Origin of the sequence: Campylobacter sp. IFREMER_LSEM_CL2194, assembly GCF_025771685.1 — a bacterium.
Classification (GTDB): Bacteria; Campylobacterota; Campylobacteria; order Campylobacterales; family Campylobacteraceae; genus Campylobacter_D.
The window spans coordinates 1-16,839 of sequence record NZ_JAKMQS010000018.1 but is presented as its reverse complement, the minus strand read 5'-3'; the positions used below and the strand labels follow the sequence as shown (position 1 = coordinate 16,839).

The window sequence follows — 16,839 nt, the reverse complement described above, 5'->3', positions numbered from 1 at the left end:
CTTACAAGTACTTTATAATAAAACTAATGAGTATTATATAAAGCTTGATGCAGCAAGAGCTGTTCATCAGTATAAATACGATGATGATCATAGAATGAAATTGTATTTAAGTGGAGGGGTGTATTTTTGAGATTGCAAGCTTGAAATAGCTTGCAAATTTTATTAAACATTAAATCTAAAATGCATTACATCGCCATCTTGTACGATATAATCTTTTCCTTCAAGACGTAGTTTTCCTGCTTCTTTAGCGCCACTTTCTCCTTTGCAAGCGATATAATCTTCATAAGAAATCACTTCAGCTTTGATAAAACCTTTTTCAAAATCATTATGGATTACACTTGCTGCTTTTGGTGCTTTCCAGCCTCTTTGTATAGTCCATGATCTAACTTCTATTTGACCTGCTGTAAAATAGCTAATTAGATTAAGCTTTGAAAATGCTGTGCGTATAACTACTTCAAGCCCACTACGTTCAATCCCTAAAGATTTTAAAAACTCAAAATGCTCCTCATCGCTTAAAGCTATCATTTCCTCTTCTATTTTAGAGCAAAGTTTGATAACCTCATGACCTGATTTTGCTGCAAATTCTTTAAGATTTTTTACAAATTCATTATCTTCTAAAAGGGAATTCTCATCTACATTTGCCCCATATATCACTTCCTTAGCTGAAAGCAATCTTAGTTCTTTTATAAGAGCATGATAGACTTCATTTTTATTTGGAAATGAGCTTGCACTATTGTTTTGATTTAAATGTTCTAAAAGCTCATTAGCTAAAGCCAAACTTTCTTTTGCACCTTTTTCATTAGCTTTTGCGCCTTTGGTGAGTTTTTCTATTTTTTTACTAAGTTGTTCTATATCTGCTAGTATAAGTTCTGTTTCTATGATTTGCACATCACGCACAGGATCAACACTGCCCGCAACATGGGTGATATTTTCATCATCAAAACAACGCACAATATGTAAAATCATCTCTGTTTCACGTATGTTAGATAAAAATTTATTACCCAAACCCTCACCTTTGCTAGCTCCTGCTACTAAGCCTGCTATATCAACAAATTCTATATTTGAGCGTATGATTTTTTGTGGATTAACGATTTTTGCTAGCTCTTTTAAGCGATGATCAGGTACAGGTACGACTGCTTTGTTTGGCTCTATGGTACAAAATGGATAATTTGCACTTTCTGCATTTTGTGCTCTTGTTAGTGCATTAAAAGTGGTAGATTTTCCAACATTTGGAAGTCCTACTATACCAACTGATAAACTCATTTTTGTTTCCTTGAAAGATAAAGTAAATATGAAAGGCACATTCTAACACCTGCTCCACTTGCACCAAAGCTATGATAACCCCAAGCTTTTTCTAAGTAAGCTGGCCCTGCGATGTCTAAATGTAGCCATTTGTCTTTATATTCTTCTCTAATGAAAGAATTTAAAAATAACCCTGCAGTAATAGCCCCACCATAACGACTTGAAGAGGTATTACTTACATCTGCTATATTTGATTTTATAAGTTCTTTTAAATGTGGATTAAAATGTAAAATAGTAGCTAAATCTCCACTTTTTTTACTTACTTTGAAAAAATCATTTTGTAAATCTTCATTATTTCCCATGATAGCACTTGTGTATTCTCCAAGTCCTACTACGCAAGCTCCAGTTAGAGTGGCAAGATCTATTAATAAATCAGGTTTTAGATCTTGAGCAAGCGAAAGACAATCTGCTAAAACTAATCTTCCTTCTGCGTCGGTATTTCTAACCTCTATACTCACACCTTCTCTTGAGATGAGTACATCATCAGGCTTGTAAGCATTTCCACCTATCATGTTTTCAGTTGCACCGATGATAGAATGCACTTCTATATCAAGGTTTAACTCACTTGCGCCTTTGATAATAGCCATTGCCGCTGCACCGCCGCTTTTGTCTGATTTCATCGTTAGCATATAATCAGCAGGTTTTAAACTAAGCCCACCACTATCATAAGTTAGTCCTTTGCCTACAAACACTACTTTCATTTTTGGATTTTGCGGTTTGTATGAAAGATGAATGAGTTTTGGAGGATGGATTGAAGCACGATTTACCGCTAAAAATGCTTGCATTTTTTCTTGCTCTAAGAAATCACTCTCATAGATTTTACATGAAATCTTGCAATCATTTTGACTTAAGCTAAGAGCATCCTCAGCCATTTTTGCAGGAGTATAAATTTGAGGAATTTCATTTACGATATTTTTTGCAAAATCACAAGCATTTGAAAAAACCTGACCATAGTTTATACCTATGCAAGCTTCTTCTAGGTTATATGCTTTGTCATTAATTTCATCTTTTGAGATGAAAATATTCTCTAACTTGCTCTGTGTTTTTTCTTTTTTATATTTATCAAACTCATAAGCACCAAAAGTAAATCCTTGAATCATAGCATTAAAGCTATTTACTACGCATTTTCCTACAACACTCTTTGTTTTAACACTTTGAATTTCAAGTTTTTTTAAAGCTTTATAAGCATTTGCAAAAGCAAGTCTTATATCTTCATATTCTAAACTTTTAAGTTCGCTATAAAGAATTTTATTTTGCATATCTATGCAAATTCCTTCGCCTTTATAGTTTGAAAGCTTAAAAAGTTCTTGACTTTGAGTGTATTTTTCTATCTTTTTATCTTGTATTAAAATGATTTCAAAGTCAGCATTTATAGAATTTATAGTTTCTTCTTTAAAATTAAAAATCATTTATGCTCCCTTTTTCTAAGTATTGATTTTTCTATTTGTTTCATACCTAAAAATAAAGCAAGTAAAAAACAAGCAATAATAGGCACTGCAAAATACCAGTGATCTCCAGCCCATTCCACTGCAAGCCAAATTTGTTTTCCAAAAAACCATGCAAGTAAAATGGTTATGGCAGCCCAAGCCCAAGCACTAATAAGATTAATAAATGCAAATTTTTTCGCACTATAGCGTGTTAGTCCTATGCTCATAGGTATAATAGTTCTAAAGCCATACATATATCTTTGTATGAATATAATAGGCCAACCAAAACGCTGTAAGAGTAAATGCGCTATGGCAAATTTACGCCTTTGGGTGCGAAGTTTTTTCTGAATGTATTTTTTATTATATCTTCCTATATAAAAATATATTTGATCACCTACAAAACCACCCAAACCTGCTACAAAGATGATAAATCCTAAATTTACATGACCTTCATGTGCAAAAATACCTGCTAAAATAAGCGCAAGTTCTCCCTCAAGTATGCACCATAAAAACACGATGATATAAGCCCAGTTTTTATAATCATACAAAAGTTGTTTTAAAAATTCTTCCATTTTATACCTCTAAAACACTATAAACAGAAGTTAATTTAGCTAATTCTTTAGCTCCATCAAGACCTTTTAATTCTAGTAAAAAACAAGCTTCAACGCATTTTGCATTGAGTTTTTCTATGAGTTTAACAGCAGCGATAGCTGTGCCACCTGTGGCGATGAGATCATCTATGAGCAAAACGTTTGCTTTTTGATTGTTAAATGCATCGATATGAATTTCTATGGTATCACTACCATATTCTAAACTATAAGATTCTTGCAAGCATTTAGAAGGTAATTTACCTGGTTTTCTAATAGGCACAAAAGGTAGTTTTAATCTAGCACTTAGTGCAGCTCCAAAAATAAAACCTCTACTTTCTATACCAACGATATAATCAAGCTTTGCATTTTGGTATTTTTCAACTAAATGATCCATTAAAAATGCAAATGCTTCTTTATTATTTAATAAAGTAGTGATATCTCTAAAGATAATTCCTTCTTTTGGAAAATCCTTAATAGCTCTAATGCTATCTAATAAGTATTTTTTATCTTGTTCTTTCATCATAATAATGCCTCGATTTTTGCTTCTAATTCTTTGATTCTTTGTCTTAATTTTTCATTTTCGATACGATATTGTGAATTTCTTGTTCTAAGAGAGGTTAGGTCTGCTTTGCTTTTGTTTAATTCCTCAGTTAAAATATCAATATTACCCAAGCTTCTTTGAAGTTGTACTTGTAATTTTCTAATGACTATTTCAGTATCATCAAGATTATTTTTTATGAATTCTTTTGCTACTTTTTCTTTATGAAGTAAGGTTTTATAATAAAGCAACATAATAGTCATATAAATACTAACACAAATTAATACAGTTAATACAAGCCAACTTAAAATCATAATTTTGCCTCTATTTTACTAATTCGCACGCAATGTCTTCCACCGCTAAAAGAAGTATTAATGAAATTTGAGATGATTTCAAAAGCCATATCTACTCCGGTTAGTCTAGCTCCTAAGGCTAAAACATTTGCATCGTTATGTTCTCTTGAGAGTCTAGCGCTTAAAGGTTCATTACACAAAGCACAGCGTATGTTTGTATGGCGATTTGCTGCTATACTCATACCAATACCTGATCCACACACTAAAATTCCAAAACTATTTTCATTAATTTTAGAGCTTAATAAATGTGCATAATCAGGATAATCACAACGATCGTTACTAAAAGGACCTAAGTCTTCAAAGCTTATATTTTTTTCTTGTAAAAAATTGATAATTTCTTGCTTTAAAATAAAGCCAGCATGATCACTTGCTATGTAAATTTTTTCTCTTAACATTTAATAATCACTTATCATTTGAAATTTAAAGTATTAATTTTATCATATTTAATTAAAATTTTTCTTTCTTGTATATAATTATTTTTTAATATTTTCAAATATTTAATTTGATATAATAATACTAAACTTAAGGTAAAAAATGAAGCTTATTTTGATTGGTTCTTCAACGGGCGGTCCAAGCCAACTAAAGTTTTTACTTAATGATATAGAACTTAAAGATTGTACGGTAGTGATTGCCCAACATATGAACCCAGCTTTTATTCCTTCTTTTGTAAATCAATTCAACAAAGAAGCAAAAAGTGATGTGATCATACCAAATGACAAAGAAGTTTTAAAAAATAAAATTTATATTTGTCAAAGAAATATGGTTTTAAGTGGAAATAATGCTTTGGTGTTAAATACTACAGAGCAAACAAGTAGCTTTAACCCAGGGATAGATGTTTTATTTCATTCAGCTGTAAATCTTTGCAAATATCATAAAATTTTAGCTTTGATTATGACAGGAATGGGTGATGATGGTGCTAAATCTTTATTTGAGCTTTATAAAGTTGGTGTGAGGTGTTTATGTGAAAATGAGGCAGATTCTATAGTATATGGAATGCCAAAAAAAGCTAGAGATACTAATCCAAATTTAAAACCTATGAGTTTAATAGAACTCAAAAAAGAAATAATAAATTTTATCAAATCATAGGATGGAAAGATGATAAAAATTACAGAAAATGAAATGAATGATTTTATAAAAATAGTAGAGCAAATAAGTGGAAATAATCTTAATACTAAAAAAGATATTTTATCTATAAAGCTACCTAAATTTTTACAAGAATTAGGTTTAAGCAGTCTTAGTGAATTAAATGAAAAAGTGCAGTTTCAAAGAAATTTAAAGCAAGAAACTATGGATTTTATCACAGTTTGTGAGACATATTTTTTTAGAGAATTAGAACAATTAAAAGATGTAATTTTTTATATAAAATCTCTTGATCGACCTGTAAATGTGCTTTGTGCTCCATGTTCAAGTGGTGAGGAAGTGTATTCTTTAGCTATTTTAGCAAGTGAGAATTTTGTTAAAGGTATGAATATAGTTGGTATAGATATTAATAAAAAAATGATAGATAAATGCAATGAAATGTTATATTCAGAGCGCTCAGTAGCTAGATTAAACACTATGCAAAAAACGCGTTATTTTGATGTAAAAGATAGAATGTATCAGCTTAAAAAAGAGACTTTAGCTTGTAGATGTCGTTTTGAGCTTTGTAATGTTTTTGATGATTCTTTATTTAAACTTGGGAAATTTGATGTAATTTTTTCAAGAAATATGATGATTTATTTTGATCAAGATTTCAAAATAAGACTAATGGAGCGTTTCCATAGGATATTGAATAGAGAGGGTAGAATATACCCAGGAAAATCAGATCTTGTACCTGAAACAGCGTATTTTGAAAAAAACTTTTCAGCGGGTGGGGTTTATTATTCTAAGGTGGATTAATTATATTTTTTATTAAACCACCACCAATAAATCGCCGCAAAGATAAAACATACTCCTAAGCCAAAAGTAAAATGGCTTAATTTTACTCCATAAAATTCAAATAAATATCCTGTTGAAAAAGCAATAATTGCACTAAAAGTTAAATACACCATATCATTATAGGCAATCACTCTACCATAATATCTTTTATCGCAATCATTTTGCAAAAGTGTGTAAGTATAGCTCCATAAAGATGAAGTACAAAAACCTGCCATTACTAAGCCTATAAAGGCAAGATAAAAGTTAAATTGCAAGCAAGCCCAAAGCATTATACCCATACCTTGCGCTAAGTATAAATATACTAAAGTGTTTTTATTAATATAAGGACTAAGCACATAAGGTCCTATGAGTAAAGATATGGCTCTTATAGCATTAGAAAGACCTATGGCTAGAGGTATGGAAATAACTTTTGCGTATTCATATTCAGCTAAAAGAGTAATTAAAACATCATAAGCGGTTATCCCTACAACTCCATGAAGTAAAATCAAATGAATGATTTTTTTATTGTTAAATACATAAACTAAGCCTTCTTTGATTAATATAAAAAGATTGTTTTGTGTGGTATTTTTTTCATCGGGTAAGATTAAGGTTTTAAGTATAAGCATAGCACAAAATAGCATTAAAGTATCAGCTATGAAAGCTGGTTTTACTCCAAAAAGATCTATAAAAAGTCCTGCTGCACCCATACCCAAAGCATATGATACAGCCCATATAATACTATGAAGCTCATTGCCTAGTTTTAATTCTTGTGGGGTTAAAATTTTAGGTAAAACTGACATTTCTGTTTGAAAATACATGCTTGCAACCGCCATACGCACAAAGGTTAAAAAGTATAAAAACCAAAGCATAGCTAAAGAATTTACAAAAATTAACATAAAAATAGAAATCATCTCAATGTTAATCATTGTTAGCAATAAATTTTTAGGTTTAAATCTATCTACTATAACTCCATTTATAGGTGCAAGTATAATAGAAGGTAAAAAAACAAAAATAGCTGAAAAACCTATGATATTTGCGGGCGCTTGTAGCTCTTTGGTTAAGAGGGTAAAAACACCTACTTGAGAAAACCATGCACCAAAATAACTTATAAATTGTACCATTGCTAAAAGGCGAAAAGTTTTATTATTTTTAAGTAAAGACCTATAAGTCATGAGTATCCTATGAATATATGAAATTAAAGGGCTTGATTATATCGTTTTTAAGATTATTTTACATTTAAATGCTATAATAATTCTTTTTTATAAAAAAGGTTAATAATGAATAGATTAAGTAAAAATGAAGCATTAAATTTACTCCAAAATGCACCTTTATGCGAATTAGGCGCAATGGCATATGAGAAAAAATTAGAGCTTCACCCTGAAAAAATAACTACTTTTGTGGTGGATAGAAATATAAATTATACAAATATTTGCTGTATTGATTGTGATTTTTGTGCTTTTTGTAGAAAAGAAAAAGATGATGATTCTTATATTTTAAAATACGAAGAAATAGGGCAAAAAATAGAAGAATTACAAGCCATAGGTGGAACGCAAATTTTATTTCAAGGTGGGGTACATCCAAAACTTAAAATAGAATGGTATGAAGACTTGCTTTCTTATATAAAAACTAATTATCCAACCATCACTGTGCATGGTTTTTCAGCAGTAGAAATAGCTTATATAGCAAGAGTTTCTAAAATTTCTATCGAAGAGGTTTTAAAAAGATTACAAGCTAAAGGACTTTTTTCTATACCTGGAGCGGGTGCTGAAGTATTAAGCGATAGGGTAAGAGATATCATCGCACCACACAAATGTGACACAGCTACTTGGCTTAGGGTGCATGAGAGTGCGCATAATATAGGTATGAAAAGTACTGCTACAATGATGTTTGGTACGGTTGAAAATGATGAAGAAATCATTGAACATTTTGATCATTTAAGAAATTTACAAGATAAAACAAATGGTTTTAGAGCTTTTATTTTATGGTCATTTCAAAGCGAAAATACTCCTTTGATTAAAAAACACCCTGAAATCATCAAGCAAAGTTCTAATAGATATTTAAGATTGTTAGCTTTAGCAAGGTTGTATTTGGATAATTTTAAAAATTTACAAAGCTCATGGGTAACACAAGGCTCTTTAATAGGTCAACTTGCTTTAAAATTTGGTGCAAATGATTTAGGTTCAACTATGATGGAAGAAAATGTCGTAGCCGCAGCGGGTGCAAAATATAGAATGAATCAAGAACAAATGATAGAACTTATCAAAGATATAGGAGAATTACCTGCTAAACGCGACACAGCTTATAATATTTTAGAAAGGTTTTAATGCTAAATTTAGACTTTAATGAAACTAAAATAGACATAATATATGAGTATGAAAACGAGCTTCCTGTAGTATTTTTTAAACTCATTTTTAAAAATAGTGGAAAAATAGCAGAAAAACATAATAGAGGTTGTGCAAGTATGCTTGCTAGGCTTTTAAACGAAGGAAGCAATGATGAGTTTTTTAAAAGTTTAGAATACCGTGCTATAGAGCTTTATGCTAAGGCTAGTTTTGAGCACTTTCAAATTAGTATTAAGTGCTTGAAAGAACATTTTGATTTTGCTTTAGAAAAATTGCAAGAATTGTTTTTAAATGTGCGTTTTGATGAAAAAATCTTACAAAGATTAAAAACTTTAGCTTTAGGTGAGCTTGCAAGTTTAAATACTGATTATGATTATCAAGCAAAAAGACTTTTAAATAAAAATGTTTTCAAAGATGAAATTTTTGTTAGTGGTCTTGATGGAACTAAAGAAAGCATAGAAAAGATTAGCTTAAAAGAATTGCAAGATTTTATGAGTGAAAATTTAGTACTTGATAATGCTTTATTTGTTTTTGGTGGAGATATTAAAGAAGATGAAGTAAAGATTAAAGTAGAAAAAATTTGCCAAATTCTAAAAAGAAACACTCCAAATCAAAACAAAAGTTACAAACTCATTGATGAGAGTATAGAAGTAAGTGAGCAAAAAAGTACCGAGCAAGCTTATATATACTTTTGTTCTCCATTTAATATGCAAATTAATGATGAGAAAATGTATTTAGCTAAACTTGCTTTATTTATCTTGGGTCAAGGTGGTTTTGGTTCGCGTTTGATGGAAGAAGTGCGTGTGAAAAGAGGCTTGGCTTATTCAGCATATGCTATGCTTGATGTAAATTTAAATTATAGTAGAGTTTTTGGGTATTTGCAAACTAAAAATGAAAGCTCTAATGAGGCTAAAACTTTAGTTAAGGAAGTTTTTGAAAACTTTGTCCAAAATGGAGTAAATGAAAAAGAATTTCAATTAGCTAAGCAATTTTTGGTAGGTTCTATGCCTTTAAGATATGAAAGTTTGGCTAAAAGACTAGATATAATGCTAAATGAATATTTACATGGTTTAAAACTTGGAAATTTAAAAGAAGAAATGCAAAAGATCAAAAACACTACCTTGGATGAACTAAATGACTTTATTAAAACACATAGTGAAATTACCAAAGTGAGTTTTGCAAGTATAGAAAATGAAAGTTGAAGAAAAGGATTTAAAACTACTTCATGCTTTAGGGGTTAAAAATTGTATCGATTTGGCTTTGATTTTGCCTAAAAAATTTGATGATTTTAGAATTTCAAAGTTTCCAAAAGATACATTTTGTACCCAAAATGTAAAAATTATTAGCACGCAAAATCATCACTCTCAGCTTTTCATGCTTTGTGAATGTTTAGAATGGGGTATAAAAGCAAATATAGTAATCTTTCATCCTAATAAATGGCATTTTAAAATTTTTAAACATAATGCTTTAGTTTGTATCCATGCAAAGATGAATTTTTTTAATGGAATTTGGCAGTTTATAAATCCAAAAATAGTAAAAAATATAGGTCAAATAGTCCCTAAATACCAAATTAGCTCTATTAAAGATGAAAGCATAAAAAAACTTATTTTAAAATATGTCAATGAAACTAATTTAAAAGCGCTAAATTTAGAACAAAAATACATTAATTTGCTTTTAAATTTGCACAATTACGATGATTTGATTCTTTATGAAAATTTTAACTCCATAGTTAAAGATTTAAAATATATAGAAATTTTTAATCATCTAAGGCGTTTAAAGGGCAAAAAAATATCACAAAATGCTTATAAAATAGAACTTTTTGATATAAGCTCTTGGCTTAAGGGTTTAGAATTTAACCCTACAAATGATCAGCTTTTAGCGATAGAAGATATTAAAAAAGACTTACAAAGTAAAGTTACTAAAAGGCGTGTGGTAATGGGTGATGTGGGTTGTGGCAAGACTTTGGTTATACTTGCTGCAAGTTTGCTAGTATATCCTAAAAAGGCTATTTTAATGGCTCCAACTAGTATATTAGCAGAGCAAATTTATCATGAAGCAAAAAGACTTTTGCCTGATTTTGTTAATGTATTGCTTTTAAAGGGTGGTAAAAAAGATAAAGATTTAGCAAAATTAAAAGAACAAGCCCATTTTATCATAGGTACACATGCGCTCATTCATCAAGAAGAATTTGAAGCAGTTTTAGTGATGATAGATGAGCAACATCGCTTTGGCTCTAATCAAAGACAAAAAATAAGTGAGCTTAGTAAAAACTCTCAATATGCTCCACATATCGTGCAATTTTCTGCTACACCTATACCAAGAACACTTTCTATGATACAAAGTGAGCTTGTAAATTTTAGTTTTATTAAACAAATGCCTTTTAAAAAAGACATTAAAACTTTTTGCATACAAGATAAAGATTTTAAATATTTGCTTAAAAAAATCGATGATGAACTAGCTAAAAATCATCAAGTGATCATCATTTATCCTTTGGTAAATGAAAGTGAAAATATAGATTATTTATCGCTAGAACAAGCACAAGGGTATTGGATAAACAAATACAAAAATGTTTATGTGACTCATGGAAAAGATAAAAATAAAGATCAAATTTTGCAAGAATTTAGAGAAAAAGGCACGATTTTACTTTCTACGACCGTGGTTGAAGTGGGAATTTCTTTACCAAGACTAAGCGTGATTGTAGTTGTTGGGGCTGAAAGACTTGGGCTTGCTACCTTACATCAGCTTCGAGGTAGGGTAGGTAGAGTAGGGCTTGAGAGTTTTTGTTATTTATATACTAAGCAAAAAGAAATTCCAAGTCGTTTGCTTGAATTTGCTAAAACTTTAGATGGGTTTAAAATAGCTGAGCTTGATTTAAAAAACAGGTTAAGTGGGGATTTGCTAGATGGCAGAGTGCAACATGGAAATCACTTTAAATTTTTTGATTTTGCAGATGATGAAGAGCTGGTTTTAAAAGCAAAAGAAAGTATTAAAAATATGGAAGAAAAAAATGGATAAACACTTTGAAATTTTAATTTCTAAAGGCAAGAAAAAACATTTTAATAAAGGAAATATTTTATTTTTTCAAGGTGAAAAAGCAAATAAAATTTATATTTTACTAAGTGGAAAAGTGCGTATATATAAGGTGAATGCAAAAGGTTTTGAATTAACACTTCATACTTTAACTCCAGTAAATTTTATAGCTGAAATGCCTGTGTTTGAGGGTATTGATTATCCAGCTAATGCAATTTGTGAGCAAGATTGTGAAATTTGTGTTTTTGATTTTAATGAATTTAAAAAATTATGCTTAGAAAATGGGGAATTTAGCTTTTTACTTTTGACTTCTTTAATCGGTAAAATTCGAATTTTAGAGAATTTCATCAGACAAAAATCTTTGGATTTAAAGTCAAGACTAGTCAACTTTTTATTAGAAAATGAAGAAAAATTACAAAATTTAAAGCAAAAAGAAATCGCTGTGATTTTAAATTTACCTCCAGAATCTTTGTCGCGTTTTTTAAAAGAATTAAAACAAAATGAGCTTATTTGCACAAATAAAGGTAAAATAGTAATTTTAAATAAAGAAAAAATGCAAAATTTAATTAAGTCTTTTTAAGTCTTATTTGTTACAATATTATATTTTAAAGTATGGATGGTTTCATGGATTTTGATTTTTTAGTCAAGTTTAGCCCTATGTTTATACAAGCTTCTTGGCTTACATTAAAACTTGCTATTTATGGGGTGTTTTTTTCATTTTTAGTAGGTTTATTTTGTGTGGGAGTGAGTTATTTTAAATTTTCCTTTTTAAACACAATTTGTAAAATTTATATAGAATTTTCAAGAAACACACCTTTGCTAATCCAACTTTTCTTTTTATATTATGCTTTACCTGAATTTGGAATTCAACTTAGCTCTTTTGCTTGTGCTGTGATAGGACTTAGTTTTTTAGGTGGTTCTTATATGGCTGAGAGTTTAAGAGCGGGTATGGAAGCGGTTAAAAAACAACAATACGAATCAGGACTTTCTTTGGGTTTGAGTAAATGGCAAAATTTCCGTTATATTATTATGCCTCAAGCTTTGGGTATAGCTATGCCAAGCATTAGTGCAAATATCATTTTTTTACTTAAAGAAACTTCAGTGGTAAGCATTATTGCTTTAGCAGATTTAGTATATGTGGCTAAAGATCTTATAGGGCTTTATTATAAAAGTAACGAAGCATTATTTGCTTTGGTGCTTTGTTATTTGATCTTGATTTTACCTTTATCTTTAGTGTTAAACCGTATAGAAAAAAGGTTAAATTATGTTTGAAATTTTAAATCAAGATGCCTTTTTTAGACTAGCGCAAGGTTTAAAGGTTACTTTAGAGCTTTCATTGATTAGCGTTTTGATTTCACTCATAGGAGGAGTATTTTTTGGAATTTTAATGCATTCTAAAAACAAATTCCTTTATGTTTTTTGTCGTTTTATGCTTGAGTTTGTGCGTATTATGCCTTTGATTGTTTGGCTTTTTATAGTGCATTTTGGCTTGGCGAAATGGTTTGGATGGCATTTGAGTGCTTTGGGTTCAAGTATTATTGTTTTTAGTATTTGGGGTGTATTTGAGATGATGGATTTGGTTAGATCATCTTTAGCAAGTATACCAAAACATCAGTATGAGTCAGGACTTTCACTAGGTTTTAATAAATTCGAAGTTTATCTTTTTATCATTATACCTTTATCTTTGAGAAGATTATTACCAATGAGTATTAATCTTTTTACAAGAATTATTAAAAGCACTTCAGTGATTTATCTAATCGGTGGTATAGAGCTTATTAAAGTAGGTCAACAAGTGATTGAGCTTAATTTATTTCAAAATTCTTATGCGGCTTTTGTGATTTATGGTTTGATTTTATTGATTTATTTTATACTTTGTTATCCTTTGTCAGTATATTCAAAGTTTTTAGAGAAAAAATGGAGCTAATATGAGCATTTTAAAAATACAAAATTTACAAAAATATTATGATGATCATCATGTTTTAAAAGATATTAATTTAGAAGTAAATCAAAAAGAAGTAGTGGTTATACTAGGTCCAAGTGGTTGTGGGAAATCTACACTTTTAAGATGTATTAATGGCTTAGAAGAAATGGCTGATGGAGCTATTTTAGTAGATGATGAGAAAATTGATAAAAATTATAAAAAATGGACTCAAATTCGTCAAAAAATAGGTATGGTGTTTCAATCTTATGAGCTTTTTGATCATTTAAATGTTGAGCAAAATATACTTTTAGGACCTTTAAAGGTGCAAAAAAGAAAAAAAGAAGAGGTTTTAGAAGAAGCAAAATACTGGCTTGATAGAGTAGGACTTTTGCATAAAATAAAAGCTTATCCTAAAGAATTAAGCGGTGGACAAAAGCAACGCATAGCCATAGTTAGAAGTCTTTGTATGAACCCTGAAATCATGCTTTTTGATGAAGTTACAGCAGCACTTGATCCTGAAATCGTGCGTGAAGTTTTAGATGTGATTTTAAATTTGGCAAAAGATGGTATGACTATGCTTATAGTTACACATGAAATGGGTTTTGCAAGAGCAGTTGCTGATAAAATAGTTTTTATGGATGATGGTAAAATAGTAGAAATTTCAAATCCTGATGAATTTTTTGAAAATCCAAAGACAGATCGTGCGAAAAAATTTCTCAATTTGTTTGATTTTCATCGTTAATTTTATTTTTTTAAAATATTTATTTAAAAAAATAATATAAGGTTTAAAAATTTAAATTTTTAATCATAAGGATAAAACATGAAAAAAATTTTTCTTTTATCATTTTTGATGGCACTTTTTTTTAGTGCATGCTCAAATTCAAGCTCTAATGAAAATTCCATAGAGAAAATCAAACAGCAAGGTGTAATCCGTATAGGTGTATTTGGCGATAAACCTCCATTTGGCTACCTAGATGCACAAGGGAAAAATCAAGGTTATGATGTATATTTTGCTAAACGCATAGCAAAAGAACTTTTGGGTGATGAGTCTAAAGTGCAATTTGTACTTGTTGAAGCAGCAAATAGAGTAGAATTTTTAGAATCAAATAAAGTAGATTTAATCTTAGCAAATTTTACAAAAACCCCAGAAAGAGAAGCTGTGGTTGATTTTGCATTACCTTATATGAAAGTTGCTCTTGGGGTGGTGGCTCCTAAAGGGTCAGATATTGAAACTTTAGATGATTTAAAAAATAAAACTTTAATTTTAAATAAAGGCACAACAGCTGATGCGTATTTTACAAAAAATATGCCAGATATTAAAACGATTAAATTTGATCAAAATACAGAAACTTTTGCAGCTTTAATTGGTAAAAGAGGTGATGCGTTAAGTCATGATAATGCATTGCTTTTTGCTTGGGCTAAAGAAAATCCAAATTTTGAAGTAGTGATTAAAGAACTTGGAAATCATGATGTTATAGCTCCTGCTGTAAAAAAAGGTGACGAAGCTATATTAAATTTTATCAATGATTTGATTTTAAAATTACAAAATGAACAATTTTTTCACAAAGCTTATGATGAAACTTTAAAGCCATTTTTTAGCGATGATATAAAAGCTGATGATGTAGTAATCGAAGGTGGCAAAATTTAATAATGCAAAAAGCTTTTAAAAATACCATCTATGCTTCCTTAGGTGGTATTTTAGAATTTTATGATTTTGTTTTATTTATCTTCTTTGCAAGTGTTTTTGCAAAAATTTTCTTTCCTCAAAATGATGATTTTTGGCCATTAATCTATACTTATGTAGCCTTTGGGGCAGGGTATTTAGCCAGACCTTTTGGTGCTGTTGTTTTAGCGCATTTTGCAGATATAAAAGGGCGTAAGAATGTTTTTTATATTAGTATGCTTTTAATGGTTGTACCAAGTTTTGTTTTGGCCTTTTTACCTACTTATGAAAGCATAGGGCTTTTGGCTACTTTTATGCTTTTTGTTATTAGGATAGCCCAAGGATTAGCCATAGGAGCTGAAGTTAGTGGTGCTTGGATTTTTGTGAGTGAATTTGTGAGTAAAAAAAGACTTGGTTTGGCACTTGGTTTTATTTCAGCGACTTTGACTTTAGGTTTATTGCTTGGAAATTTAGCGACTTTGACTATATATGCGTATTTTGATAAAGAAGAAGTAGAAAGCTTTGCTTGGAGAATTCCTTTTTTTATAGGAGGATTTTTTGGTATATTGGCTTTATTTTTACGCACGAAATTGAATGAAACACCAGCTTTTAAAAATATAAAAGCAAAAGAAAAAATTTTAAATTTCCCACTTTTGCAGGCTTTAAAAACACATAAAAAAAGTATGTTAATATGCGCTTTACTTACTGTGGTTTTAACAAGTGGGGTGGCTACTTTAATGATACTGCCACAATATTTTGAAAGCTTATTAGGAGTTAGCAAAACTACTGCTTTGTTATATCAAAATTTGGCCATAGTGATGATCATACTAGGAAGTTTAGCGCAAGGATATTTAGCAGATTTTTTAGGACATTTTAAAATTTGTTTGATTTTCACTTTACTTTTTGGAATTTTTGGCATTAGTTTTAGCTTTTATAATGAGTGGTTTTTGTTATTTTATTTGCTTGCTTGTTTTGCACAAGGTATTATAGCTTTTGCTCCTATTTTTATGACTCAAATTTTTACCACAGAGTTAAGATCGAGTGGTCTTTCTTTTGCTTATAATATTTCTTATGCGATTTTGGGTTTTTTAACACCCTTTATCGTTAATTTTATGCATGAGAAATATTTTTATTTTTATATATTTTTTGTGTTTATTACTAGTTTGATAAGTATGTTTTTGGTAAAAAAATATATTAAAATTTTATAATATTTTTTTCTTTCAAACTGCTATTTTTAGGATATTTATAAATTTCAAACAATTTTTATCTTAAATATCTTTAAGCTTAAATTTATAAATATAGTATTAACATTTCTTAATTGTTATTATTATATTAGTAATAATGATTACAAAAATAATTCATTGTTAACAAGCAATAAACCAATCAAATACATTAATCATTTTTCGAAAGGACTTTTTCAATGCATATAAGCACAGCTAAAAATCGCCTCACGGGGGGGGGGATACGATAATTTTCGTTTTAACTCAAACACTTTAAACCCTTTAAAAAACTATAAAAACTTTAATCTATTAAAACTTTCCCTACTCACTATATTTTCCTTAAACTCTTTAGAAGCTGCCACCCAGGCAAATTATGATAAAACTTCTAATGCTTATATTATCAAACAACACAAATTTAATAATAATGATGTCTATGATTATAACCTTGATACATATAAACTCTTAAGTGGTAAAAACTTCTATGGCCAAATGGCTAGCAATAAAAACCTTTCAAATATTACTTTAATATATGATAATCCTAAAAACAAAGCTCATGA

The 16,839-nt window shown here is 29.6% G+C and carries 18 protein-coding genes; 11 read left to right on the top strand and 7 right to left on the bottom strand.

Translation table 11 applies throughout. The features are described 5' to 3' along the window. Nucleotides 1-162 precede the first annotated feature (162 nt). The 6 genes from ychF to rpiB are packed head-to-tail and all read right to left on the bottom strand — an operon-like array spanning nucleotide 163 to nucleotide 4,605. A complete protein-coding gene (gene ychF, locus L8V79_RS07530) occupies nucleotides 163-1,263 on the bottom strand; it encodes a redox-regulated ATPase YchF (RefSeq protein WP_263679342.1) in 1,101 nt (366 codons plus the stop codon). After that, nucleotides 1,260-2,711 carry a leucyl aminopeptidase gene (locus tag L8V79_RS07525; RefSeq protein WP_263703138.1) on the bottom strand — a complete coding sequence of 484 codons (1,452 nt, stop codon included), beginning with the start codon at nucleotides 2,709-2,711 and terminating at the stop codon, nucleotides 1,260-1,262. The genes ychF and L8V79_RS07525 overlap by 4 nt, the downstream gene beginning before the upstream one ends. Continuing rightward, complete coding sequence (locus L8V79_RS07520; RefSeq protein WP_263703136.1) at nucleotides 2,708-3,301, bottom strand: DedA family protein; 594 nt, start codon at nucleotides 3,299-3,301, stop codon at nucleotides 2,708-2,710. The genes L8V79_RS07525 and L8V79_RS07520 overlap by 4 nt, the downstream gene beginning before the upstream one ends. Nucleotide 3,302: 1 nt before the next feature. Continuing rightward, a complete protein-coding gene (gene apt / locus L8V79_RS07515) occupies nucleotides 3,303-3,839 on the bottom strand; it encodes an adenine phosphoribosyltransferase (protein WP_263683294.1) in 537 nt (178 codons plus the stop codon). Beyond that, complete coding sequence (locus L8V79_RS07510) at nucleotides 3,839-4,171, bottom strand: hypothetical protein (RefSeq protein ID WP_039618138.1); 333 nt, start codon at nucleotides 4,169-4,171, stop codon at nucleotides 3,839-3,841. Before L8V79_RS07510 ends, apt begins: the two co-directional genes overlap by 1 nt. Continuing rightward, on the bottom strand, nucleotides 4,168-4,605 hold the full coding sequence (gene rpiB, locus L8V79_RS07505) for a ribose 5-phosphate isomerase B (RefSeq protein ID WP_263679345.1): 438 nt from the start codon (nucleotides 4,603-4,605) through the stop codon (nucleotides 4,168-4,170). Before rpiB ends, L8V79_RS07510 begins: the two co-directional genes overlap by 4 nt. A gap of 139 nt (nucleotides 4,606-4,744) precedes the next feature. Here rpiB and L8V79_RS07500 point away from each other — a divergent pair, with 139 nt between their 5' ends. Together L8V79_RS07500 and L8V79_RS07495 are read left to right on the top strand one after the other, a co-directional pair. Further along, the gene (locus L8V79_RS07500; RefSeq protein ID WP_263703134.1) at nucleotides 4,745-5,296 is read left to right on the top strand and encodes a CheB methylesterase domain-containing protein; all 552 of its coding nucleotides are present in this window, start codon (nucleotides 4,745-4,747) and stop codon (nucleotides 5,294-5,296) included. Nucleotides 5,297-5,305: 9 nt separating this feature from the next. Beyond that, nucleotides 5,306-6,088 (top strand): CheR family methyltransferase, encoded by a 783-nt coding sequence (locus L8V79_RS07495; protein ID WP_263664281.1) that lies wholly within the window; start codon nucleotides 5,306-5,308, stop codon nucleotides 6,086-6,088. On the opposite strand, the gene L8V79_RS07490 is transcribed toward L8V79_RS07495, so the two are convergent. Further along, a complete protein-coding gene (locus L8V79_RS07490; RefSeq protein ID WP_263703131.1) occupies nucleotides 6,085-7,278 on the bottom strand; it encodes an MFS transporter in 1,194 nt (397 codons plus the stop codon). The two genes, L8V79_RS07495 and L8V79_RS07490, sit on opposite strands and share 4 nt — an antisense overlap. Before the next feature lie 105 nt (nucleotides 7,279-7,383). Between L8V79_RS07490 and L8V79_RS07485 the strand changes: the two genes are divergently transcribed. The 9 genes from L8V79_RS07485 (at nucleotide 7,384) to L8V79_RS07445 (ending at nucleotide 16,270) form a co-directional block, all read left to right on the top strand. Continuing rightward, nucleotides 7,384-8,430 carry a dehypoxanthine futalosine cyclase gene (locus L8V79_RS07485; RefSeq protein ID WP_263703129.1) on the top strand — a complete coding sequence of 349 codons (1,047 nt, stop codon included), beginning with the start codon at nucleotides 7,384-7,386 and terminating at the stop codon, nucleotides 8,428-8,430. Beyond that, nucleotides 8,430-9,650 (top strand): M16 family metallopeptidase, encoded by a 1,221-nt coding sequence (locus L8V79_RS07480; RefSeq protein ID WP_263703128.1) that lies wholly within the window; start codon nucleotides 8,430-8,432, stop codon nucleotides 9,648-9,650. Before L8V79_RS07485 ends, L8V79_RS07480 begins: the two co-directional genes overlap by 1 nt. Further along, a complete protein-coding gene (gene recG, locus L8V79_RS07475; protein WP_263703126.1) occupies nucleotides 9,640-11,463 on the top strand; it encodes an ATP-dependent DNA helicase RecG in 1,824 nt (607 codons plus the stop codon). Before L8V79_RS07480 ends, recG begins: the two co-directional genes overlap by 11 nt. Then, on the top strand, nucleotides 11,456-12,058 hold the full coding sequence (locus L8V79_RS07470; RefSeq protein ID WP_263703124.1) for a Crp/Fnr family transcriptional regulator: 603 nt from the start codon (nucleotides 11,456-11,458) through the stop codon (nucleotides 12,056-12,058). Before recG ends, L8V79_RS07470 begins: the two co-directional genes overlap by 8 nt. A gap of 44 nt (nucleotides 12,059-12,102) precedes the next feature. Further along, nucleotides 12,103-12,750 (top strand): amino acid ABC transporter permease, encoded by a 648-nt coding sequence (locus tag L8V79_RS07465; protein WP_133318956.1) that lies wholly within the window; start codon nucleotides 12,103-12,105, stop codon nucleotides 12,748-12,750. After that, nucleotides 12,743-13,402, top strand: coding sequence for an amino acid ABC transporter permease (locus L8V79_RS07460; RefSeq protein WP_263703122.1), 660 nt, complete (start codon nucleotides 12,743-12,745; stop codon nucleotides 13,400-13,402). Before L8V79_RS07465 ends, L8V79_RS07460 begins: the two co-directional genes overlap by 8 nt. A 1-nt stretch (nucleotide 13,403) precedes the next feature. Next, on the top strand, nucleotides 13,404-14,141 hold the full coding sequence (locus L8V79_RS07455; protein ID WP_133318954.1) for an amino acid ABC transporter ATP-binding protein: 738 nt from the start codon (nucleotides 13,404-13,406) through the stop codon (nucleotides 14,139-14,141). Between the two features lie 108 nt (nucleotides 14,142-14,249). After that, a complete protein-coding gene (locus L8V79_RS07450) occupies nucleotides 14,250-15,047 on the top strand; it encodes a cysteine ABC transporter substrate-binding protein (protein WP_412175189.1) in 798 nt (265 codons plus the stop codon). 2 nt (nucleotides 15,048-15,049) lie between these two features. Then, nucleotides 15,050-16,270 carry an MFS transporter gene (locus L8V79_RS07445; protein WP_263703120.1) on the top strand — a complete coding sequence of 407 codons (1,221 nt, stop codon included), beginning with the start codon at nucleotides 15,050-15,052 and terminating at the stop codon, nucleotides 16,268-16,270. Nucleotides 16,271-16,839 lie beyond the last annotated feature (569 nt).

Bases quoted from the DNA above. Each gene is read 5' to 3' on its own strand.
- L8V79_RS07470 (WP_263703124.1), top strand. From the start codon at position 11,456: ATGGATAAACACTTTGAAATTTTAATTTCTAAAGGCAAGAAAAAACAT.
- L8V79_RS07445 (WP_263703120.1), top strand. From the start codon at position 15,050: ATGCAAAAAGCTTTTAAAAATACCATCTATGCTTCCTTAGGTGGTATT.
- L8V79_RS07495 (WP_263664281.1), top strand. From the start codon at position 5,306: ATGATAAAAATTACAGAAAATGAAATGAATGATTTTATAAAAATAGTA.
- L8V79_RS07525 (WP_263703138.1), bottom strand. From the start codon at position 2,711: ATGATTTTTAATTTTAAAGAAGAAACTATAAATTCTATAAATGCTGAC.
- L8V79_RS07485 (WP_263703129.1), top strand. From the start codon at position 7,384: ATGAATAGATTAAGTAAAAATGAAGCATTAAATTTACTCCAAAATGCA.
- apt (WP_263683294.1), bottom strand. From the start codon at position 3,839: ATGAAAGAACAAGATAAAAAATACTTATTAGATAGCATTAGAGCTATT.
- L8V79_RS07520 (WP_263703136.1), bottom strand. From the start codon at position 3,301: ATGGAAGAATTTTTAAAACAACTTTTGTATGATTATAAAAACTGGGCT.
- L8V79_RS07480 (WP_263703128.1), top strand. From the start codon at position 8,430: ATGCTAAATTTAGACTTTAATGAAACTAAAATAGACATAATATATGAG.
- L8V79_RS07510 (WP_039618138.1), bottom strand. From the start codon at position 4,171: ATGATTTTAAGTTGGCTTGTATTAACTGTATTAATTTGTGTTAGTATT.
- L8V79_RS07455 (WP_133318954.1), top strand. From the start codon at position 13,404: ATGAGCATTTTAAAAATACAAAATTTACAAAAATATTATGATGATCAT.
- L8V79_RS07465 (WP_133318956.1), top strand. From the start codon at position 12,103: ATGGATTTTGATTTTTTAGTCAAGTTTAGCCCTATGTTTATACAAGCT.
- recG (WP_263703126.1), top strand. From the start codon at position 9,640: ATGAAAGTTGAAGAAAAGGATTTAAAACTACTTCATGCTTTAGGGGTT.
- L8V79_RS07450 (WP_412175189.1), top strand. From the start codon at position 14,250: ATGGCACTTTTTTTTAGTGCATGCTCAAATTCAAGCTCTAATGAAAAT.
- L8V79_RS07460 (WP_263703122.1), top strand. From the start codon at position 12,743: ATGTTTGAAATTTTAAATCAAGATGCCTTTTTTAGACTAGCGCAAGGT.
- L8V79_RS07490 (WP_263703131.1), bottom strand. From the start codon at position 7,278: ATGACTTATAGGTCTTTACTTAAAAATAATAAAACTTTTCGCCTTTTA.
- ychF (WP_263679342.1), bottom strand. From the start codon at position 1,263: ATGAGTTTATCAGTTGGTATAGTAGGACTTCCAAATGTTGGAAAATCT.
- rpiB (WP_263679345.1), bottom strand. From the start codon at position 4,605: ATGTTAAGAGAAAAAATTTACATAGCAAGTGATCATGCTGGCTTTATT.
- L8V79_RS07500 (WP_263703134.1), top strand. From the start codon at position 4,745: ATGAAGCTTATTTTGATTGGTTCTTCAACGGGCGGTCCAAGCCAACTA.